This window comes from Marinobacter profundi (genome assembly GCF_002744715.1).
GTDB lineage: Bacteria > Pseudomonadota > Gammaproteobacteria > Pseudomonadales > Oleiphilaceae > Marinobacter > Marinobacter profundi.
Genome location: NZ_KZ319370.1, coordinates 389,838 through 411,683, shown reverse-complemented (window position 1 = coordinate 411,683; position 21,846 = coordinate 389,838). Strand labels below are relative to the sequence as shown.

The window sequence follows — 21,846 nt, the reverse complement described above, 5'->3', positions numbered from 1 at the left end:
CCAAGGAGTCAACTATGCAAACCTTCAAACGCACGGTCATCGGCAGTGCCATTGCCCTGTCCCTGCTTTCCGCGGGCACCAGTCTGGCGGCGGTTTCCGCCGATCAGGCGGCCCGGCTTGGCGGCGAACTGACCCCCATCGGGGCCGAAAAGGCCGGTAACGGCGATGCCATTCCGGCCTGGGATGGCGGCCTGACCACACCGCCGGTCAAACAACCCCAACAGGGCATCTACCCCGATCCCTTCCCCGGCGACGAGCGTCTGCTGGTGATCGACCAGAGCAACGTGGACCAGTACCAGGACAAGCTGTCACCGGGTCAGGTGGCCACCATCAAGACCTACAGTGACTACTTCATTCCGGTTTACCAGACCCGGCGCACCGCGGCCTATCCGGAGTTCATGACGGCGAAAGCCAAAGCCAATGCCACCCAGGTGTCACTGACTGCCAACGGCAACGGCCTGCAGAACTATGAAACCGGCGTACCGTTTCCGATTCCGCAAAGCGGCGTTGAGGTCATCTTCAACCACATCACCCGCTACCGCGGTGGTTCGATTGTCCGTAATGTTGCCCAGGTGACGCCACAGGCCAACGGCGATTTCAGCGCGGTCAAGTTCACCGAATACCTGACCGACCGGGTCGCCCTTGAAGACTACGAGGCCGGCGTGGACGACAACGTGATGTTCTACTTCAAGCAGGTCATCACCGCACCATCCCGCCTGGCAGGCAACGTTCTGCTGGTGCACGAGACCCTGGACCAGGTCAAGGAACCGCGCCGGGCCTGGCTGTACAACTCCGGCCAGCGCCGGGTTCGCCGTGCCCCCCAGGTAGCATACGACGGCCCCGGTACCGCGGCGGACGGCCAGCGCACATCGGACAACCTGGACCTGTATAACGGCGCCCCCGACAAATACACCTGGGAGCTGGTGGGTAAAAAGGAAATGTACATTCCGTACAACTCTTACAAGCTGTCGGACCCGGAGCTGAGCTATGACGAGATTATCCAGCCTGGCCACATCAACCAGGAGCTGACCCGTTACGAACTGCACCGGGTGTGGCATGTCCGCGCCACCCTGAAGGACGGTGAGCGCCACATCTACGCCAAGCGCGATTTCTATGTGGATGAGGATTCCTGGCAGATCGCCGTGGTCGATCACTATGACGGTCGCGGCCAGTTGTGGCGCGTCGCCGAATCGCACATGGTGCAGGGTTACGACATCGGTGTTCCGAGCTACGCTGCGGAAACCCTCTACGACCTGCTGTCCGGCCGTTACCTGGTGATGGGCCTGACCAATGAAGAGGACGACCCGTACACCTTTGGCGTGAAGGCCCGCTCCAACGAGTTCACCCCTGCCGCCCTGCGCCGCGCCGGCGTGCGCTGATCATCACCGCGGATAACCCGCCCGTACCGGCCAGCCCCGGTACGGGCACACTCAGCCCTTGGCATTTGCGAGGTAAACCGGCCAGATTGAGCAAAGTCAATCTATCGCCAATCGCAGCTGTCATAACGGGCCAAATATCGTTAACATGCCCGCCTCTTCAACACGTTCCATCAAGCTCTTCTCCGGCCTGCCCCGGCTAACACGGTACCCTCCGACACCATGGCTGATTCTGACAATCTCCACCAGTTCGAGGGCATGGATGCCAACCGCCTTGCAAAAGTGGCGCTTTACACCAACAACGGTGTGGTGATTACTGACGAGCAAGGCGTGATTGAATGGGTGAACCCCAGCTTCGAGCGGATCACCGGCTACACGCTGGCCGAAGTTCGGGGCAAGCGCCCCGGTGATTTCTTGCAGGGCGAGGAAAGCTCGACGGCAACCGTGGCCTACATGCGCCAGTGCCTGCGCAAAGGCCAGGGCTTCGACGTGGAAATTCTCAACTACACCCGCGACGGCAAGCCGGTGTGGTTGCAGGTCAACTGCACCGCCCTCGCCCCGGCGGGCAAGGCACGTCCCGGCTATGCCGCGGTGTTGCGGGATATCAGCGCCCGCAAATCGTCAGAACGGCGTCTGCGGATTGCCGCCAGTGTGTTTGAACGCAGTCATGAAGCGATCATGATCAGCGACCGCGCTAACCGCATCATCGACGTCAATCCGGCCTTCAGCCGGATCACCGGTTACCAGCGCGACGAAATCATCGGCCAGAATCCGTCGATTCTCAGTTCCGGCCGCCACACCGCCGAGTTCTACCACGCCCTGTGGGAAGCCATAAACGTCAACAATCACTGGCGTGGCGAGATCTGGAACCGGCGCAAGAACGGCGAAGAGTATCCCGAGCTGCTGTCGATTACCCGGGTCCACCTGGACGAACCCGGACAGTGGCACCATGTCGCCGTGTTTTCGGACATCACCACCCTCAAGAACCACGCCGAGGAACTGGACCGGGCGACCCATTACGACAGCCTGACCAACCTGCCGAACCGGCAGTTGCTGCTGAAACGGCTGCGCCGCGCCATGGAGCATGCGATTCACAATGACCGGCCACTGGCGGTGTGTTACCTGGACCTGGACGGCCTGAAAAGCATCAATGACCGCTTTGGCCGTAATGGCGGTGACCGGGTGCTGACCCTGATCGCCGATCGGCTGCGCACGGTCATCCGCAGTGAGGACACGGTCGCGCGGATTGCCGCCGACGAGTTTGTCCTGCTGCTGCAGGACGTGACCGACGACCATGCCTTCCAGCGCATTCTGGATGTCGTGAACGGACCGGCACCGGTCGGGCCCGCCAATCTGCGGCTGACCGCCAGCATGGGCATTACCTTCTACCCCAACGACGCCACCGATGCCGACCGGCTGGTCCGCCATGCCGACCAGGCCATGCTCGCCGCCAAGGAAAAAGGCCGCAACCAGTGGGCGATCTTCGATCCGGCACTGGATGAGCACCGCAAGAAACGGCGGAAGCAGCTGATGGAACTGACCCGGGCGCTGGATGATGGCGAGTTCCGCCTGCACTACCAGCCCCAGATCCGCATGTGCGACCGGGCCGTGGTCGGCTTTGAGGCCCTGATTCGCTGGCAGCACCCGAAACGGGGCCAGCTGGCGCCAGCCGACTTCCTGCCGGCGGTGGAAGGCAGCCACCTTGAAGTCCCCATCGCCCAGTGGGTGCTGCGGGAGGCGCTGAGTGAACTGGGCCGCTGGAGCGCACGTGGCGAGGCAATCGCCGTCAGCGTCAACATCAGTGCAGCTCACCTCCTCGACCGCAACTTCACCGAGTTCCTGCAGCGTTACCTGATGGCCCACCCGGAGATCAATCCGGCGCTGATTCACCTGGAAGTACTCGAATCCACCGCGCTGGACGACATGCAGCGCGCCGGCCACGTGATCGAGCAGTGCCGGGCCATGGGCCTGCAGGTCGCCCTGGACGATTTCGGCACCGGCTTCTCATCGCTGACCTATTTCCGCGCCTTGCCGGTCGACCTGATCAAGATGGACCAGAGCTTTGTCCGCAGCATGCTGTCGGATCCGGCGGACCGCGCCATCGTCGAAAGCGTGATCTTTCTCGCCAAGCGCTTTGGCCGGCCCGTCCTTGCAGAGGGTGTGGAAACCCTGGAGCATGCCCGGGCCCTGCGTACGCTGGGCTGCGAAATGATTCAGGGCTATGGCGTGGCCAGGCCGATGCCGGCGGAGGACATCGCAGGCTGGCTGGAGCAGTGGCGCCAGTCCTGGCCGGTCGGTGGTCGCGACCCGTTTGCAGTGATGCAGGCCAACGACCGCCAGTTCAACGCGGAGGAGTCAGGTAACGGCGCTCATCGAGGGTCACCAGCCGCTCGGGATGGAACACCATCAGGCCGGTAACAATGGTACCGTTCACAAATCCCTCGGGAATCATGAACAGCGGCAGGTAACGCAGGTACTCGTCGACCAGCTCGTCGATACTGTAGACATCGGCCGACCACAGCAGGGCGCACATCACCAGGCCCGCCGTGGCCACCGCAATCGCCGCCCCGAAAAAACCACAGAAGAAGATGTAGGCAAAGAAATTGCGGAATCCGCGCCGGCGCTCCCACAACATGATGCGATAGCTGACCAGCGCCGGCACCATCACCGTCACCAGGCCATTGACGGCAAACATCAGCAACGGCTCACGGCCGGTAATCACCGTAATCACCAGTGCCAGCAGGCCGGCGAACACCGCCAGTGCCCAGCCCATCATCAGGGTGATGACGGTGATCCCGAAGACGTGGATGGACAACCCGGGCGAGATCCCGGCCCGCAGCTGCCAGAGGAATCCCAGCACCACCGCCGCGCCGAAAAAGCTATGCTGCAGGGCGTTGTCCCGCCGCAGGGCCTGCCAGTCCACCTGGCGGGCCGCCGCCAGCAGAATCAGCAGGAACAACAGGCCAGTGACCAGCAACTGGCCGGCGGATAACAGATTGTCCGTCATGCCCATGAATGCGCCCTTGTCCCGGAATGGTCCCGATCGTGCCAGGATCAGGCAGCGGCCTGCCGGGGCCTGCTCAGGGTCTGCCAGGCCTCATAGCTGCTGAGAAACACCTGGCCACCGAGATGACGGAGAAACTCGGTATCCCGCAACCGGTCCATCACCGGGCCTTTGACCTCGGACAAGTGCAGGCGAACACCGGCATCCACCAGCCGCTCGTTGATGGCTTCCAGGCTTTCCAGTGCCGAGGCGTCGATCAGGTTGACCGCCGGACACACCAGCACCACATCCTGCAGTGCCGGCTGCTTGCTCAACAGCTCCATCACGGTCTCTTCCAGGAAACGGGCATTGGCAAAGTACAGGCTCTCATCCACCCGCAGCATGGCCAGCTCCGGCCGGGTTTCTACCTGGTGTCGCAGCACATTGCGGAAGTGTTCGGTACCCGGCACCCGGCCGATCAGCGCACTGTGCGGTCGGCTGGTGCGATACAGGAACAACCCGATGGACAGCGCAACACCGGCCACAATGCCCGACTCGACACTGTGCCCGAGGGTCAGCACGATGGTGGCCAGCATCGCCACAAAATCGGTGCGGGAATAGCGCCAGGTACGCAGCAGGGCCGGAAAATCAATCAGCGTGGAAACCGCGACGATGATGGTGGCCGCCAGGGTGGCGGTGGGCAGGTAGGCAATCGCCGGCGTCAGAAACAGCGTGGCGAGGGCAATACCGACCGCGGTAAACGCGCCGGCAGCGGGGGTCTCGGCGCCGGCATCGAAGTTGACCACCGAACGGGAAAAACCACCGGTCACCGGCATGCCGCCGGAAAAACCCGACGACAGGTTGGCTGCACCCAGGCCAATCAGCTCCTGATCGGGGTCAATCCGCTGCCGGCGCTTGGCGGCCAGGGTCTGGCCCACCGACACCGACTCCACAAAACCGACGATGCTAATCAGCAGCGCCCCCAGCGCCAGTTGCTGCCACACTGCCAGGTCCATGGTCGGCAGGGTGAGTTGCGGCAACCCGGCGGGTACCGTGCCGACCACCTTGACTCCCTGCTGGTCGAGCCCGAGCCCCCAGGCCAGCAGGGTCGTGACCACCACCGCCAGAATCGGCGCGGTCTTGGTCACAATATCGGCGAACCGCCCGGTCACCCCGGCGAGGGCCAGCAAGGCTTTCAGTTTCTTGCGGGCAAACAGCAGAAATACCAGGGCGCCGCTGCCGATCAGCAGGGTCGGGAGATTGGTGTCACCGATATTTGCCAGCAGCGTCCCACCAATATCCAGCAGGTTGTGGCCGGAGGCCTGGACACCGAGGATATGCTTGAGCTGACTGGCCGCAATCACCACGCCGGAGGCGGTGATAAAGCCCGAGATCACCGGGTGGCTGAGGAAATTGGCCAGGAAGCCCAGCCGCAGTACCCCCATGGCCACCAGCATCAGGCCCGACATGACTGCCAGCAACACCGCACCACCGATGTACTCGGGGCTGCCGGGCTCGGCAATGGCCCCGAGAGCCGCAGCGGTCATCAGTGACGCCACCGCCACCGGCCCGACCGACAGGGTCCGGCTGGTGCCGAACAGGGCGTAGAACACCAGCGGCAGGATACTGGCATACAGCCCTACCTGCGCAGGCAACCCCGCCAGCAGGGCATAGGCCAGCGACTGCGGGATCAGCATGATGGTGACGATGACCGCGGCCACCAGGTCGCTGACCAGAATGTCACGGCGGTAACCGGGCAGCCATTCGAGGAACGGCAGATACTGTTTGAGTCTCATCAGCGTGTCAGAACAGGTTCAGCGGAACTTTCAGGTAAACCTGACCGTTATCCTCCGCCGGCGGCATCTGGCCGGCCCGCATATTGACCTGTACCGACGGCAGAATCAGCCGCGGCATGTCCAGGGTGGCATCCCGCTCGCTGCGCATCCGGACAAACTCGTCTTCGGTGACGCCATCGTGAACATGGACATTGGCCTCGCGCTCGGCGGCCACCGTGGTCATGTGCTGGTACTCCTCACGGCCCGGCGCCTTGTAGTCGTGGCACAGGAAGATCCGGGTTTCCGGCGGCAGTGCCAGCACCTTCTGGATGGAGCGGTAGAGCGTACGGGCATCGCCACCCGGGAAATCACACCGGGCGGTGCCGTAATCCGGCATGAACAGGGTGTCACCCACAAAGGCCGCATCACCAAATACGTAGGTCAGACAGGCCGGGGTGTGGCCCGGCGTATGCATCACCCGGCCTTCAAGCTCACCGATCATGAAGGTATCGCCGTCGTTGAACAGACGGTCAAACTGACTGCCATCACGGGCAAACTCGGTGCCGGCATTGAAGGCCTTGCCGAAGATTTCCTGCACGGCGACAATCTGGGCACCGATACCGGTCTTGCCACCCAGTTTTTCATGCAGATAGGGAGCGGCGGAAAGGTGGTCGGCGTGGACATGGGTTTCGACAATCCACTCCACCCGCAGGCCTTCGCTGCGGACATAGGCGATGATCTCATCCGCCGAGCGCACATCGGTACGGCCCGCCGCGTAGTCGAAATCAAGGACGGAATCGACGATGGCGCAGGCATCGCTTGCCGGGTCCCTCACCACATAACTGAAGGTGTTGGTCGGTTCGTCAAAGAAATGCTGAACGATCGGATTGGTCACGGCATTTACCTCTTTCCGGGTCGGAAATCAAATTTGATTCTAAGGTTATACCAAAAGGAAATATAAAGGGAAATGCCCGTTTCTTATATGCGGACGATTCCTGATGCACTTACCAGACAGTCACGACCCGCCGCTTTGGCGCGGTACAGGCGCTCGTCCGCCCGTCCGATCAGCGAATCCGGGGTGTCAGGCAGCGCCGGAACCTCACCCAGCCCGACCATACCCGCACTGACCGTGACATGGACCGCGGACCCCCCGGCCTGGAACAAGGCCTGTCGCACGGCCTCGATAATCCGTTGAACGATGGGTACCGCATCCTCCGCGGCAGTACCGACAAATACAACAATGAACTCTTCGCCGCCGAAGCGGACCACCACATCGGTGGTGCGTGCCTGTTGCCTTAGCACACCGGCAAACTGGCGCAGGATATGGTCACCCGCCAGGTGACCCACCGAATCATTGATCTGCTTGAAATGGTCAACATCGAACAGCGCGAGGGAAAAGGTATCCCCGAACCTTTGGCTGCGGCCAAGCAGTTCCTCAAGGCGGGGGATCAGGTAGCGACGGTTGTGCAGCCCGGTCAGCGGGTCACGGATCGACTGGTTTAACAGCTTCTCCTCCAGCCGGTGGCGCTCCAGGGCCCCCGACAGCAATCCGGAAATGATCACCAGAAGGTCAGCCTGGTCCCGCCGCCACTGGCGCTTGCGCAACGAATCGACCCCGAAGAATCCGGTTACCCGGCCGCGGATCTGGACCGGAACACAGAACATTGAAGCCACGCCCTGCTCCAGCAGCAGTTTGCGCTCCTGGTGGGCCCGTTTCGGCAACCGCCTGACATCCTCAACGAAAATAACCCGCCCCCGGCTGACCATCTCGTGGATCCGGTCATGCCACCAGTGGAAGGATTCGATGGCAACCTGCTGCTGGGAAGCCTTGAGCGATGGCACACCTTTGCCACACCATTCATGGCTGTTGGTCATGACGCGGTAATCGTCGGAAAAGTGATACAGGTAGGCGCGGTCGACCCCGAAGAATTTGCCGATCTCCATCAGCAACTCGTCGATACCCTGGTCAATGGTACCGAACCCCAGGTTGATGAAGCGGGTGGACAGTTTTGCGATCAGTTTCTGGAACTGCGCCTGGAACGCGAACTCCGCCTCGCTCTCCCTGAGCGAGACCTCCAGCTCTTTGTAATACTGGATGTTGTTGAAATAGCCATACCAGAGGGTACTGCCATCGTCCTGGCGCTCCGGCGTTGAACTGCCTTCAAACCACTGGAACTCGCCGGATTGCAGCCGCAGGCGACCACGGTACTGCCAGGGCGTCAGCGTTCGGGCGGACGCCACGATACTGTCGGCCAGGCCCGCCACGTCCTCCGGATGAATCAGGGCAAACAACGGGTCGGCAGAAGCCGCGAGAGCCTCGGGTGCCAGGCCAAACAACGGCCTGGCACGCTCGCCCAGAAACGGGAAACAGTGCTGGTCCTCGGTGGCGCTGAGCCAATAGGTAAACAGCACGCCGGGCACACCCGCTGCCAGTCTTGCAAGCAACTCTCCGGAAACGGTCGACTGCTTCCCCATGGACGCCCCATCTCCCCACTGACGACTTTGCCTCGTTCAACAGGAAGTGTAGTCCAACCCCACACACACAGCGATGACCCGGTTACGGCAATACTCAGAGGCCTGCCAGCCTGCTACGGATTTCGTTCCGCCGGCCATCGTCGGCAACTTCCCGGCCCGGACGGGGCGGCGCATTCAGCGCCCGCTCCAGGTAGACCCGGGCACGCTTGGTTTCACCCTGCCCGAGCAGGAAGTCGCCGAAGAAATAGTTCGGGTCAATCCCTTCGGGGTTCAGCTTGAGCGCACTTTGCAGGTATTTCTGCGCCTTCTCGTCATCCCCGAACGACAGGGGCCAGCCTGGCACCTGGTAGTACAGACTGCCCAGCGAGGTGTAGGCGGACCCTTCCAGCGCGGCATGATCGATGGTCAAGGCAGACTCCAGCGCCGCGCGGGCCTCCTTCACCAGCCCGAGCGCCCCCAGGCCCCCCTTGGCGCCCGCCCAGGTGCTCAGGGTAATACCGTGCCAGATCAGCGGCTCGGCCCGCTCCGGGTAGGCCGCGACCAGGGCTTCGGTCTGTTGTGCCAACTGCTCGAAGGCGCCTTCGCGGTCCTTGTCCGGCAACTGGTACTGGACCTCGGCCCAGCGCTGCTGGATCCCCTGCAGGTCGGACTGCAGATCCCCCGCCAGCGCAGGCAGGGCCAGAACCAGGCCCAGAACGGCCAGCAAAACCTTCATGATGTGACTCCTGTATCAAGAAACCGGCGGATGACCGGCAGCTGTTTGAGCATGGCCTTGTCGACAAGCTTCGGGAGGATGCCATTAATGACCACGAAGAGTTTTTCCGGCCAGCCGAGGAACCGGCGACGCTCACCCCGCACCATCGCACGGATAATTTCCGCCGCCACCTGCTGCGGCGAATCGGTCTTGTTGCCGAGCGCTTTGTTGAGCTGGTTAACCGCCTCCGGATTCATCGCGGTTGCCGTGGCACGGGGGGCCACATAAAGTACCTGGACTGCGGTGTCCGCCAGTTCCCGGCGCAACGCCTCGGAGAAGCCGCGCAGGCCAAACTTGCTGGCGCAGTAAGCGGTGTAGCCGGGAAAGCCGATGCTGCCGAAGGTGGAACCGACAAACACCAGGGCGCCGCGGCCGGAGGCTGCAAAGCGCGGCGCAAAATGCCGGCCAACCAGCATTGCGCTGCGCAGGTTGACGGTAAGCTGGTCGTCAATCGCCTCCACCGTCAGACGATCAACGGCGGCGAACCGGTTCTGACCGGCGCAGTGGATGACCCCGTCAATCTCCGGATGGGCGCGGGACAGCTGATCCAGCTGCTGGTCGAGATCCGCCGCAGCCAGATCCAGCGCCACCACCTCGACTCCGGCCGGAACCGCGGCGTTCTGCGACTGGCGGGACGCCACGATCACCCTGGCACCACCGGCCTGCAACGGGCTGATCAATGCCTGGCCAATTCCCCCGGTGCCACCCAGCAGCAGGAAGACCCGGTTATGCAATTTCATGGGCCTTCTCCTCGGTGCGGGCCGGCAGCGGAATGCTGTGCAGCATGTCACCGTACAGCCGGTAGCAGATCCTGGCGGTGTCGATGATGGCCTTCTGGTCCTGTGGGTCCGTAATCTGGTCCATCAGTCCGCGGAAAAACTCGAAATGGTCCTGGTCCAGGGCTCCATGGGAAAACAGGTAGCTCATCGCCTTGTCGGGCAGGCCCAGGTTCTGCTGAATTTTCTGCCCCATGGGAGTGGCCAGGTCGATGCTGGTGCCTTCCAGCACCTGCACCATACCGAACAGGCCAATCGGATTGCCGCGGTTAATCTGGTCATAGAGGTAGGACACCATCAGCCGGATCGACAGGTCCGGATCACCCTGACGAATGGCCTCCCGGTCTTCACCGCAGGCGGCCAGGTCATCAAGAATCCACTCATGGTGGCCATACTCTTCCTCGATGTACTCCACCAGCGCCTTGCGGACAAATTCCAGCCGCTCCGGCAACCGTGCACCACAGGCCATCATCAGCGGGGCGGTATGCTTCACATGATGAAAGGCCTGGGTCAGGAACCAGGTGTAACTGGCGCGACTGAAGCGGCCCTGCGGAATGGCGGTAAACGCCGGCGCGCCGGTCACGTGCTTGCGATCTTCGGCGGTTTCATCCTGAAGTATCTGGAAAAACGACATATTAAAACTCCTCAACTTGGGTAATTTCCGCCGCCGGTTCGGCCGGGGCAGCACACGAAACATCGAGTGTCAGGGGGTGGGCGCTGGCCAGCAGCGCAGGCAGGTCCTCATTCAGCCGGCTCCGCAGCGGGCGGCCATTGGCGGTCAGGTATCCGTCCTCCCGGGTCCACGGCTGCCGGCGCAGATAAACGGTTTGCAGGCGCATGTAATCCGGCAGCCGCGCGTTCAGCCCGGCAAGGGCCGCGGCAATCTCCGCCGGGCTGCCGCTGCCCACCGCCAGCAGGGCACAGGGGTGCGGCTCGCCCTCGCCAAACACAAAGGCCTGGCGGGCGCCGGCGGCCTGCACCAGCTCGCTTTCCAGCCATTCCGGACTGATATTGCGGCCGTAACTGGTGATCAGCAGGTTCTTGCGGCGACCGTTGACGACCAGGAAACCGTTGTCGAACCGCCCCAGATCGCCGGTCGCAAGTTCCGCACCCGGCTCCCGGGGCTCACCCAGATAGCCCAGGTGGGTACTGCCGGCTATGCGGATTTCACCATCGTCACCAACGGCAACCGCCACATGATCCAGCGGACGCCCAACGGTGCCGGCCCGGGCCGCACCCGGCACATTGAGCGCCACCACCGAACCACATTCCGACAGGCCGTAACCCTCATACATCGGCAGCCCCACCGCCCGGGCACGCGCCAGCATCCGGGGCGACACCTTGCCACCGCCCACCGCTACGAACTGGAAGGGCGCGGTATCCAGTGCCCCGGTTTCGGCAGCACCGACCAGCACCGACGCCAGTTCAGGCACCAGGATGACGGAATGGGGGCGAACCCGGTTGATAACAGCCAGCAGGCGGGGAATCTCCAGCTGACTGCTGCCGGTGAATCCGAGACTGGCGAGGGGCTCCAGCACCACCGTGGCTCCGAGGCTCAGGGGCAGATAAACCCCGGCGATGTTCTCCAGCAGGGTCGCCAGCGGAAGCACACACAGGTGCCGCTGCAGCGCCACAGCCTCCAGCCTCCGGCCCAATGCCAGGGTGGTTGCGGTGAGCTGGGCAGCAGACAGGCAGACGCCCTTGGGATTGCCGGTAGAGCCCGAGGTAAAGGTGATCTTGGCGGTACCCGGCGGCAACGGTGCCAGCGGTCCACCCGCGGGCAGCCGGCGCAACGCCACCCGTGCCGTCAGGCGCTCCAGCCCAGAGGCATCTTCCTCTTGCGCCGCCGCTGACGGCGGCAGGACTTCCAGCAGACCCTCGAGCCCCGCCATGGCGGTCAGGTGGGCGGATTGCTGGGCAGAAAAAAAGCCTGGCACCGGCACACAGACAATTCGGGCCATCAGGCAGGCCAGGTCAGCTACCACCCAGCCAATGGCATTGTCACCCGCCAGCCCGAGCCGCGTCAGCCCACGGGCTTTCAGGATCGCCGCCAGGTTACCGGCGGCGTTGAGCAGCTCGCGGTAGGTAAGTGTTTCCTTCCCGGTAACCAGGGCAGGTGTCTCGGGCTGGCGTGCCGCCAGGCGCGCTATCAGCTCAGGCAGTAAAGCCATACCGGCCCTCCTCTGCAGCGCTGTTGTCGAGCCAGTTCACCCGTCGCAGCAGGCCGGACGCGGTCAGCGCCTGGTGGCTGGCATCGACACTTACCGCCATGACCTGCGGATGATGGTCATAGTATTGCCCCCAGCCCTCACCGCCATCGGCCAGCCGGGCAGGATCTGCCGGTGCCAGCACATGGGTCTCGATGCCCAGGCGGCCAAAGCTGTTACGCAGCTGGTCAGTCCCGGTGAACATCACCCAGCGGTAACCCTTATCCCGCAGCCAGAGCGTCAGGGCGGGAAACAGGTAACGACTGGTGCCGGCCTCCACGCCCGCCAGGTGGGCAATCTCGGCGATCTGCCCCCGCTCCGGCACGCCCCGCCCCGGGATCAGCGTCTCCGCGGGCTCATCCAGGTAATCCTCCAGAAACAACCGCTCACGGGAGGCATCCCGTACGCCGACGGCGGCCAGCAGCGAGCCCTGGGCGGTCGTCAGCGCCAACAAAGCCGGAATCCGCAGCGAGGGCTGAGCTCCGTAGGCAAGCTGGAAACGGCGACGGATGAAGTCAATCACCGTGTCAGCCACGGCGGTTCGTGGTTGAACCTCACACAGCCAGCGACCTGCGCAGCGCATAACCGGAACCACCTCCCCGGAATCAAGGGGACAGCATGTGGACATCATCAGCGGATCTGTCATCAGCGCACTCCAAGGTATTGAGCGACAAAGCGTTAACAGCTTCATCCTTTGATCACGACTGACAGATTAAGAAGAGAGCCTTAAAGCAGGCTTAAGTTGTGTAAAAAGATTTCTTAAGAGCGTCTTAAGGTTTTTGGTAGCAACCGGTTAAGACTCGCTTAAGACCTCCCCCGTACAGTGGGCCACCATCTGACCCCCTGAGTGGTGAAATCCAGGCCCGTGAAACCGATTAAACAGCTGATGACCCGGCACCCGTATCTGCCCCGCTTCCTGCTCTCCGGCGGGGCGGCAACCCTACTGCACTGGTCGTCCATGGCTGCCCTGGTGTACTCGGGCATGGCGGCCGAGGCTGCGACCGCCACCGGCGCGACGGTCGGACTGGTTGCAAACTACCTGGCGCAGCATCGGTTTACCTTTTGTTCCCGGCTTCCACATCGCAGGGCTTTCCCCCGCTACCTGGCGAGTGCACTGCTGGGCTGGCTGCTCAACCTGGCCTGCTTTGCCCTGCTCCACACCTGGCTGGACCGCGGCGTGATTGCGCCGCAACTCATCGCAACAGCCTCCGTCACTTTTGTTAATTATCTGGTCGCCGAAAAGGTAGTTTTTAATGAAAAACAGACACGTGGAACCTACTGACCCGCTGCTCAGCATCGTCATTCCGGTGCACAACGAAGCCGAGGTGATTCCGCTGCTGCTGAACCGCCTGTTTCTGGTCACCCACAGGATTGGCGGTGCAGTGGAGCTGTTGTTTGTGGACGACGGCAGCCGTGACAACTCGGTCGCCCTGTTGCTGCAAGCCCGCCGCCATCACACCGGCATCCGCGTACTGCAGCTTTCCCGCAATTTCGGCAAGGAAGCGGCGGTGTCTGCCGGCCTGCAACACGCCCGCGGCCGGGCGGTCATCCTGATGGATGCCGATCTCCAGGATCCGCCGGAACTGATCCCCGAGATGCTCGGCGAATGGCAACGGGGAGCCGATGTGGTACTGATGAAGCGGCGGAGCCGCGCCGGTGAAAGCTGGTTCAAACGGCTCACCGCCTCGCTGTTCTACCGACTCATAAATCGCATCAGCGAGGCGCCCATTCCGGTCGATACGGGCGACTTCCGCCTCATGAGCCGGCGCACCGTCGACGCCCTGAACCAGCTGCCCGAGCGCAACCGCTACCTCAAGGGGATGTTCGCCTGGGTCGGCATGACCACCGTCACCCTGGAATTTGACCGCGACCCGCGACTGGCCGGCAAAACCAAGTGGAACTACCTGAAGCTGATGCACCTGGCCATGGAGGGCATTACCTCGTTTTCCACCAAACCGCTGCGGGTCGCCCTGATACTGGGCCTGCTGGCAGCCACTGCGGGTGGCCTGTTTGGCGTCTGGGAGGTGCTGAAAGCGCTGGTCATAGGGGTCTCAACCCCCGGCTATGCTTCCATCATCGCCATCACCACCTTTCTTGCCGGTGTGCAGCTGCTCTGCATTGGCCTGCTGGGGGAATACATCGGCCGCATCTATATCGAAACCAAACAGCGTCCGGTGTTCCTCGTCGCTGAAGACAGCGGGCTCGAAAACCGCCAGGCAATCCCACAATTGAGAGTGGCCGCTCATGACCAGAACCATTAATACCCTGTGGGGCCTGCTGGCCGCGGCCCTGGCTATTCGCCTGGGACTGTCGGCCTTGCTCCCGCTGGCCGATACCACCGAACCCCGCTACGCCGAAATCGCCCGGATCATGGCGGAAACCGGCGACTGGATCACTCCCTGGTTCGATCACGGGGTGCCCTTCTGGGGCAAACCTCCGCTGTCGTTCTGGGCCCAGGCGCTGTCATTCAAGCTGTTCGGAGTCAGCGAATTTGCCGGCCGTTTACCATCCTGGCTGGCCAACGTACTGACGGTAGCTCTGGTATTTGCCATGCGCTTCCACCTGCACGCGAACACTGACCGCCAGCAGGCAACCGTGAGCGGGCTGTGGGCGGCGCTGATTTATGCAACAACCGCCCTGGGCTTCCTCAGTGGCGGCACCATCATGACGGACTCTTACCTGGCGCTGGGCACAACGCTGACGCTGGCCAGCCTGCTGATCCGCCTTCGCGGTGGTTCAGACTGGTGGGGCTGGGGATTCTTTATCGGCCTTGTCATCGGATTGCTTGCCAAGGGCCCGCTGGTACTGGTGCTCACCGGCGTCCCGGTCTTCTGCTGGGCGGTCATCACCCGCCAGTGGCGAAACCTCTGGCGGTGTCTGCCGTGGCTGTCCGGCACGGCACTTACACTGCTACTGGTTCTGCCCTGGTACCTGCTTGCCGAACTCAAGACGCCGGGCTTCCTCGACTATTTCATTGTTGGCGAGCACTTCAAGCGTTTCATCATCAGCGGTTGGCAGGGCGACCTGTACGGCAATGCACACGAATTTACCCGTGGCACCATCTGGCTCTACCTGGCAGTAGCCAGCTTCCCCTGGGGATTGATCGCAGTAACCGGGTGGGGAATCCGCCGTTGGCGATCAACCCCAGTCCCCGCCCGCGCTGCAAGCGATGGCACCACGATGCTTCTCACTGTTTCCGCGTTGACGCCGGCAATATTCTTCACCTTCTCCGGCAACATTCTGTGGACCTACACGCTACCGTCACTGCCCTTCATTGCGGTTCTCGCCGCTGGCGTAATCAGCCAGACAGCCGGATATCGCTGGCAACGGGCGAGCTACGCCTGTGCCCTGCTCATCCCCTTGGCCGCCAGCAGCGGTGCCGGCTGGCTTGCCATCCACCCGGAACAACTGAAAACCGAACGCGACCTGGTTGCCAGGGCGAGCGCCTTGCCGGAACTTTCACCGGATCAGCTCCATTATCTGGGGGAAGCTCCCTTCTCGGCACGCTTCTACAGTCAGGGCCTGGTTCAGTCACTGAGCCCTGATGAACTGCAAAGCCGACTCGCCGATGCGCAACTGCCGCCCCCTGCCCTGGTTGCCGTCAGCAACAACGATAAGGCCTGGCTGGACCGGCTCCGGAAGACCGCCACCGTGCTCGACCAGAACCGGCGCTACACCCTGTTCCACTTGTCCGATGGGAAGCCGGCGGCAATCACAGCCAAATCGATTACAATCGGATCAGCGGTAACGATATCCAGGCCAGGTGCAACAACAGGCGCTACTTCTGATGGAACCTGATCCGCGCCTGACTGACCAGCCCGACCCCACAACAGGAAATTCAACCATGCGAATTCTGCTGGTGGAAGACGACCACCTCCTGGCCAACACCATGCTCGACATGCTGCGGGAAGACCAGAACACCGTAGACTGGGTCGACGACGGCCAGCATGCGCTGAGCGCCCTGACCGACGAGCATTTTGACCTGGCCATCCTCGACCTGACCCTGCCCAGGGTCGATGGCCTCGATATCGTCAAGCGGGTACGCCAGCAAGGGGTGCAAACCCCGATCATCATCCTGACCGCACGGGCCGAACTGACAGAGAAACTGCAGGGCCTCGATGCCGGGGCCGACGACTACCTCACCAAGCCCTTTGCCATGGCGGAACTCAAGGCCCGGATCCGGGCCGTCGCGCGACGGGGCAGCACTGCGGGCACCGCCGGCCTGACGGTGGGACGCTTGCAGCTTAACGCCGACTCCGGCCAGTTGCTGGTTGGTGACACCCCGATAGCCCTGCCCCGCAGTGAATGCCAGATCCTCCACTACCTGATGCGACACCCTGACCAGGTGGCCACCCGCCGGCGCCTGGAAGAGCAGCTCTACGGCTGGGAGCACGGCGCGGAAAGCAATGCACTGGAAGTCCATGTCCATCACTTGCGCCGGCGTATCGGCAAATCGGTCATTCGCACCGTGCGCGGGGTCGGCTACCTGCTGGATCCCCGGGAAGCCGCCAACTGCGGGAGCCCGCAATGTCCCTGACCCGCACCCTGACCCTGCTGGCGACCTCGGTGGTACTGCTGATTGCCCTGGTTGCCGCGGTGTGGAGCTACTTTGAGAGCAACCACGAACTGGAAGAGCTGTTTGACGCCGAGCTGGCCCAGAGCTCGCGGATCGTGCAGGGCCTGGTCCGCCACCTGGCAGAATCCGAATCGCCCCAGCAGCTGCCGTCCATCCTGGAGGAAACCCTGAAGCTGCCAGAAGCCGCCCTGCAGGAAGGGGACTTCAACGAAATCATTCCCGACGGCTCCGGACACAAATACGAGAAGAAAATTGCCTTCGAGGTCTGGGACAACCACGGCGTGGCGGTACTGGACACCCTGCTGATTCCCGGCGAGCAACCGCTGGAGGCGGGCTATTCCTGGGTAGAATCCACCGGCTATTCCTGGCGCACCTTCACCCTGCAGGACCCGGCCAGCGGCTTCTGGATCCGCACCGCCCAGCGTGAGGACATCCGCACCGAACTCAGCGAAGAACTCGCCCGCGGCAATGTGCTGCCACTGCTGCTTGCCCTGCCCTTGCTGGCGGCGGCGCTGATCTTCGCCATCCAGGTGGCCTTCCGGCCGCTGCGCCGCCTCGAACGACCGATCCGCGACATGGCCCCGGAGAAGATCCATCCGCTGGATGCCAGCCATGCCCCGAAAGAAGTGACCGGGCTGGTGCATGCGGTCAACGGTCTGCTGAAACGGCTGAACAGCGCCCTCGAACGGGAACGGCGGTTTTCCGCCGATGCCGCCCACGAACTGCGCACGCCGCTCACGGTGTTGCGACTGAACCTCGAAAAGGCCTGCGAGGCGCATCCCCATGAGTTTGAAGGCCTGATCCAGTCGGTTGACCGGATGACCTACCTGGTTGAACAGATGTTGGTGCTGAGCCGGGTAGATTCCGCCACGGACTTTTCACCCAGCGTCCACAACCTGTCCGAGATCGTCGAACAGAGCATGGCGGAAGTGGCGCCGCTGGCGCTCCGTAAACACATTGAGCCGGTGCTGCAGGACACCACCCGGCAGGCCATGGCCTGCTGCCACGGTGCGCTGATCAACACGCTGATGCGCTCCCTGCTGGCCAACGCCATCCAGTACAGCCCGCCGGAAACCGAGGTGACGACAGAACTGACAGCCTCCGGCGACGGTTACCTGATCCGGCTGTGCGATCAGGGCCCGGGTATCGCCGCCGAAGAACGCGAACGGGCCCTGAGCCGGTTCGTCCGCCTCGACCAGCGCGCCGGCGGCGGTGCCGGACTCGGGCTGGCCATTGCCCGGCGCATTGCGGAACTTCACGGTGGCACCCTGTCGCTGCATGACCGGCCGGATGGCGGCCCCGGCCTCTGTGTCGAAATCTGGCTGCCCGCCCAGTGCCCCACACCCGGTATCGCCTGACCGGGGCCTGCCATTGTGATTACGCCCTTTGTGATTACAATGGAGCGCCCCGACCGGAGACATCGCGTGACCGCACAGACTACCCGCCGACAACAGGAATGGCAGGCCTTCTGGCTGGCTATTGGCTTTCTTACCCGCATTCCGATGCTGGCGCGGATCGACTATTCCCAGCGCCTGATGAACCAGAGCAGTCTTTACTTCCCGCTGGTAGGGCTGCTGCTCGGGGCGCTCTATGCGGTCCTGTTCGCCGTCCTCAGCCTCGCTTGGAGCCCGCTGGTCAGTGTGCTGGTGGTCGTCTGCTTCCACCTGTGGATTACCGGCGCCTTCCATGAGGACGGCCTGGCCGACAGTATTGACGCCCTCGGCGGTGGCTACACCGTTGCCAAACGTCTGGAGATCATGAAAGACAGCCGCATCGGCACCTACGGCACCGTGGCCCTGGTGATGGCACTAGCCCTGAAAGTGGCCCTGCTGCTGGACAGCTCACAGATCTGGCTGGCACTGCTGGTAGCCCCGGCCATTGCCCGCCTGACACCGCTGCTGCTGATGGCGACCCTGCCCTACGTTACCGATCCGGACAGGAGCAAAAGCAAACCGGTGGCGGACGGCTTTTCAACGTCCCGGCTGACCATTGCTGCGGGCTTCACCCTGGTCCTGGCCCTCGCTGCCACGGTCGTATCCCCCGCGGTACTGACCGGAGCCCTCGCTTCGGTATTGCTGGTCGCCTTATGCTGGGGCCACTACCTCAAACAGCAGCTGGGGGGCTACACCGGTGACACCCTGGGTGCCAGTGTGATCCTGAGCGAGCTGGGGCTGCTGTTCTTTCTCTGAGCCCTCGGTGCCTGCTTTGTTAAGCCGGCAGTGCTTCAGCCATCAATGGTGAACGACAGAATCCGGGACAGATGGCTGTAGGGCAACCCGGTTTCCCGGTGCCAGTCGTTGAAGGCCGCCTGGGCCTGCAGCAGCCCCTTCTTGCTGCCCGGCTCTGCATCCAGCAGCTGGTCCCGCCGCAACGCTGCCACCACATCCCGCGACAGGATAAAGCCGTCCCAACCGACAAAGCGCAGGAAATACTGCGCCGTGTTGCCGCCCAGCCGGGCGCCGTGACCCTTGAGCCACAGCAGCAAACCGGCCTGGTCGTCCGCCGGCCACTGGCTGAGGAACGCACCGAAACTGCCATATTCACGAGCGGCGTCGACGATCATGCGGGCGTTCTCCGGTACCGTCCGGATCTTCTGCATATTCCGCACAATGCGCTCATCCCGGGCCAGCGTCTCGAGCACCTCCGGCGGCACCTGCTGCCAGTAGGCCGGCACAAAGCCCTCAAAGGCAGCCTCAAAACCCGGCCACTTGTTATCAATGACCCGCCACACAAAGCCGGCGCGGAAGATACAGCGGGTCAGCTCCGCCAGGTAACGGTCATCCCCCTGCGCCAGCAACTGCTCACGCCCCGGCACGGCGGGCAACAGCCCACGCAGCACATCCTCGCCACCCTTGCGGGCAACGGCCTGGTCATAAATCGTGGAAAACCGCATAACACCTCGGAATTGTAACGGAACCGCGGCGAATCACCCTAAGTCTGCCCGCTCAGCGCGACATTCGTAGGAGCCCATCTCGAATTCGCGACAGATCCAGGGTCGATTGTCATAGATTGTGCACATGAACGTCTCCCGGTCCAGCGCAGAGCACCAGCCGTCCTCCAGGCGCCTCATGGTTTCACCACCCCACTCATCGAACGCAATATGCCGCTCGGGAACGCCGGTGTCCGAAATAATCATGACCTCCAGGCGGCAGCAACACGCCTGGCAATTCGAACAGGAAATTTCGGGAGACGTTATATCTTTAACAGGAATGGTCATGGCTACCCGCAGTCAAATCAGTGTAACGACATCATGAGGCTGGTGTACCGGCGACCAGCCAATCAATCAGCGCAAGACAAAAGCGAGAAGGATCAGGCATAAACTGATATTCAGCCCCCAGATGACCAAAGTAACCCTTCGCCGCTGGCTCACGAGCCTTAGAGGATCAGTCATAGTTGAACCGCTCGGACAGGATTCGGTGAGGGGGCGTGCCCCGCTTGATCAGGTGATCTTCAACAATATCCATCATGATCGCCGGACCGCACATCACAAAGACCCATTCGCTGAACTCCTGCTCTGAAAACACACGATCCATCAGCGCAGCATCGATGAAGCCTGCCTCTCCCTGCCAGTCTGCCGGCGGTTCTGACAGCACATAGACGACGTTCTCCTTACCCAACTCCTCACCCGACCCCTCACCCGACCCCTCACGCAACCCCTCATCCAGTTCCTCACGACAGGCAATCTGCTCGATGACCCGGTTTCCGTATATCAACCTCACCGTGCGCGAATCGCCGGTCCGGCGCATTTGCCGGAGTATGCCAAGCAGCGGCGCAAGGCCAACACCACCGGCGATCAGGGCGACCCCGGGCTCGGTGCGCCCATCGACAGACAGATTGCCATAGGGGCCGTCCACATAGGCGACTGTTCCGGCTTCTATCTGGCCAACTGTTCGTGTGAAGTCGCCAAGCTCCTTTATCATGAAGGAGATTTCCGGCCCGTCTGCCGGCGCCGAGCAAATGGAGAACGGGTTTTCTTTCATTGAGAAGGTGCTGTGCCCCACGTTGAGCCAGGCGAATTGCCCTGCCTGGTAATCAAGGCCGCGATGACCGTCTGGGGTCACCGTCACTTGCCATTGCTTTGGCGTCAACCGGACGACGGAGGTCACCCGCCAGGGGCGAGCCTTCTGCAGAAGGGGAACCACCAGGTAAACAATCAGCAGTGAGCCAACAGCCACACCCGTCATGGCCAGCCACACCCAAGTCATTACAGGCTGCGACCCGTAACGCCCTGCATACACCGTATGATGCAACAGCAGAACCGCAATCAGGAGCGCGCCGACCCCATGTAGAAGGCGCCAGGTCTCGTAACGGTAGCCCAGCTGGGTGCGACCGATGGCCATGACAACAAGGCCTGCAAGCAGCAGCCAGGCGGCAATGCCTGTCGCCAGATCGGCAAAATCGGTCGTCAGCGTCAACTGGCGCGTGGGGTCCCATGGGCGCTCACCACCTGTCGGCGTCCCCTGGTAAAGAAACGGGTGCAGCACAGCAAAAACCAGTGCCGTGCGCGCCATGACCTGATGAAACCGCATGGTCACATCCATGCCCACGCCATTTGAAATCGCCTTGAACCGGCCGGACAGGATGAATTCCACGAGGATCATCGAGAAGGCAAGAATGCCAAGGCCGGAGGCCAGCTCCTGATGGAACTGGCGTGGCGGCCCCCCGACCACCGCGGACAGGATTAACGGCAAGGTGACCGCGACAAGGTAAACAACGATCAAAATGAGCGGTTTCATCTGGCTAGTCAGTTTCACTTCCTTTGGCAGGATAAGAAAATTCCCGCGGTCGTCCTCACCGAGCGGCGAGAAAATGAATAGGGTCTCTTTCCCTCGGAAGCGGTAGGCACCTCCCCGGAAGCAGCGGGCACCAGAGATCTTGATCGTCCCGTCCAATAAATATCTGAGTCAGTATACCGGTAAGCTCA

General features: G+C 62.5%; 20 protein-coding genes. 8 read left to right on the top strand and 12 right to left on the bottom strand.

Going from position 1 to position 21,846, the window contains the following annotated elements; genetic code table 11:
• Positions 1–14: 14 nt before the first annotated feature.
• Positions 15–1,379 carry a DUF1329 domain-containing protein gene (locus CLH61_RS09865; RefSeq protein WP_099614537.1) on the top strand — a complete coding sequence of 455 codons (1,365 nt, stop codon included), beginning with the start codon at positions 15–17 and terminating at the stop codon, positions 1,377–1,379.
• Between the two features lie 219 nt (positions 1,380–1,598).
• Positions 1,599–3,794 (top strand): sensor domain-containing protein, encoded by a 2,196-nt coding sequence (locus tag CLH61_RS09860; RefSeq protein ID WP_099614536.1) that lies wholly within the window; start codon positions 1,599–1,601, stop codon positions 3,792–3,794.
• Here the strand turns inward: CLH61_RS09860 and CLH61_RS09855 are convergent.
• From CLH61_RS09855 to CLH61_RS09820, 9 genes are all read right to left on the bottom strand, one after another.
• A complete protein-coding gene (locus tag CLH61_RS09855; protein ID WP_099614535.1) occupies positions 3,718–4,389 on the bottom strand; it encodes an energy-coupling factor ABC transporter permease in 672 nt (223 codons plus the stop codon). The two genes, CLH61_RS09860 and CLH61_RS09855, sit on opposite strands and share 77 nt — an antisense overlap.
• A 41-nt stretch (positions 4,390–4,430) precedes the next feature.
• Positions 4,431–6,155 (bottom strand): SulP family inorganic anion transporter, encoded by a 1,725-nt coding sequence (locus CLH61_RS09850; protein WP_099614534.1) that lies wholly within the window; start codon positions 6,153–6,155, stop codon positions 4,431–4,433.
• A gap of 7 nt (positions 6,156–6,162) precedes the next feature.
• Complete coding sequence (locus CLH61_RS09845; protein ID WP_099614533.1) at positions 6,163–7,029, bottom strand: MBL fold metallo-hydrolase; 867 nt, start codon at positions 7,027–7,029, stop codon at positions 6,163–6,165.
• A gap of 83 nt (positions 7,030–7,112) precedes the next feature.
• On the bottom strand, positions 7,113–8,609 hold the full coding sequence (locus CLH61_RS09840) for a sensor domain-containing diguanylate cyclase (RefSeq protein ID WP_099614532.1): 1,497 nt from the start codon (positions 8,607–8,609) through the stop codon (positions 7,113–7,115).
• A gap of 94 nt (positions 8,610–8,703) precedes the next feature.
• Positions 8,704–9,324: a tetratricopeptide repeat protein gene (locus tag CLH61_RS09835; protein ID WP_099614531.1), complete on the bottom strand. Its 621-nt coding sequence runs from the start codon at positions 9,322–9,324 to the stop codon at positions 8,704–8,706.
• Positions 9,321–10,103 carry an SDR family oxidoreductase gene (locus tag CLH61_RS09830; RefSeq protein WP_099614530.1) on the bottom strand — a complete coding sequence of 261 codons (783 nt, stop codon included), beginning with the start codon at positions 10,101–10,103 and terminating at the stop codon, positions 9,321–9,323. The genes CLH61_RS09835 and CLH61_RS09830 overlap by 4 nt, the downstream gene beginning before the upstream one ends.
• Positions 10,090–10,773 carry an iron-containing redox enzyme family protein gene (locus tag CLH61_RS18560; protein ID WP_170003681.1) on the bottom strand — a complete coding sequence of 228 codons (684 nt, stop codon included), beginning with the start codon at positions 10,771–10,773 and terminating at the stop codon, positions 10,090–10,092. The genes CLH61_RS09830 and CLH61_RS18560 overlap by 14 nt, the downstream gene beginning before the upstream one ends.
• Before the next feature lies 1 nt (position 10,774).
• Positions 10,775–12,310 carry an AMP-binding protein gene (locus tag CLH61_RS09825; protein WP_170003678.1) on the bottom strand — a complete coding sequence of 512 codons (1,536 nt, stop codon included), beginning with the start codon at positions 12,308–12,310 and terminating at the stop codon, positions 10,775–10,777.
• Positions 12,294–12,992 carry a thermostable hemolysin gene (locus CLH61_RS09820; protein WP_211289094.1) on the bottom strand — a complete coding sequence of 233 codons (699 nt, stop codon included), beginning with the start codon at positions 12,990–12,992 and terminating at the stop codon, positions 12,294–12,296. Before CLH61_RS09820 ends, CLH61_RS09825 begins: the two co-directional genes overlap by 17 nt.
• A 219-nt stretch (positions 12,993–13,211) precedes the next feature.
• On the opposite strand from CLH61_RS09820, the gene CLH61_RS09815 reads away from it, so the two are divergent.
• Genes CLH61_RS09815 through cobS form a run of 6 tightly spaced genes read left to right on the top strand, consistent with a single transcriptional unit; the run spans position 13,212 to position 19,111 of the window.
• Positions 13,212–13,628: a GtrA family protein gene (locus CLH61_RS09815; RefSeq protein WP_228152598.1), complete on the top strand. Its 417-nt coding sequence runs from the start codon at positions 13,212–13,214 to the stop codon at positions 13,626–13,628.
• On the top strand, positions 13,600–14,607 hold the full coding sequence (locus tag CLH61_RS09810) for a glycosyltransferase family 2 protein (protein WP_099614529.1): 1,008 nt from the start codon (positions 13,600–13,602) through the stop codon (positions 14,605–14,607). The genes CLH61_RS09815 and CLH61_RS09810 overlap by 29 nt, the downstream gene beginning before the upstream one ends.
• Positions 14,591–16,144 (top strand): ArnT family glycosyltransferase, encoded by a 1,554-nt coding sequence (locus tag CLH61_RS09805; protein ID WP_099614528.1) that lies wholly within the window; start codon positions 14,591–14,593, stop codon positions 16,142–16,144. Before CLH61_RS09810 ends, CLH61_RS09805 begins: the two co-directional genes overlap by 17 nt.
• A 46-nt stretch (positions 16,145–16,190) precedes the next feature.
• Entirely contained in the window at positions 16,191–16,883 is a 693-nt protein-coding gene (locus tag CLH61_RS09800; protein WP_099614527.1) for a response regulator transcription factor, read from the top strand.
• Entirely contained in the window at positions 16,874–18,280 is a 1,407-nt protein-coding gene (locus CLH61_RS09795) for an ATP-binding protein (protein WP_099614526.1), read from the top strand. The genes CLH61_RS09800 and CLH61_RS09795 overlap by 10 nt, the downstream gene beginning before the upstream one ends.
• A gap of 39 nt (positions 18,281–18,319) precedes the next feature.
• Positions 18,320–19,111 carry an adenosylcobinamide-GDP ribazoletransferase gene (gene cobS / locus CLH61_RS09790; RefSeq protein WP_099614525.1) on the top strand — a complete coding sequence of 264 codons (792 nt, stop codon included), beginning with the start codon at positions 18,320–18,322 and terminating at the stop codon, positions 19,109–19,111.
• A 35-nt stretch (positions 19,112–19,146) separates the two neighbouring features.
• On the opposite strand, the gene CLH61_RS09785 is transcribed toward cobS, so the two are convergent.
• From CLH61_RS09785 to CLH61_RS09775, 3 genes are all read right to left on the bottom strand, one after another.
• Positions 19,147–19,815 (bottom strand): DNA-3-methyladenine glycosylase I, encoded by a 669-nt coding sequence (locus tag CLH61_RS09785; RefSeq protein ID WP_099614524.1) that lies wholly within the window; start codon positions 19,813–19,815, stop codon positions 19,147–19,149.
• 33 nt (positions 19,816–19,848) lie between these two features.
• Positions 19,849–20,139, bottom strand: a complete 291-nt coding sequence (locus tag CLH61_RS09780; RefSeq protein ID WP_099614523.1) for a YkgJ family cysteine cluster protein — start codon at positions 20,137–20,139, stop codon at positions 19,849–19,851.
• Positions 20,140–20,305: 166 nt separating this feature from the next.
• Positions 20,306–21,814: a ferredoxin reductase family protein gene (locus CLH61_RS09775; RefSeq protein ID WP_143752140.1), complete on the bottom strand. Its 1,509-nt coding sequence runs from the start codon at positions 21,812–21,814 to the stop codon at positions 20,306–20,308.
• Between the last annotated feature and the right edge of the window lie 32 nt (positions 21,815–21,846).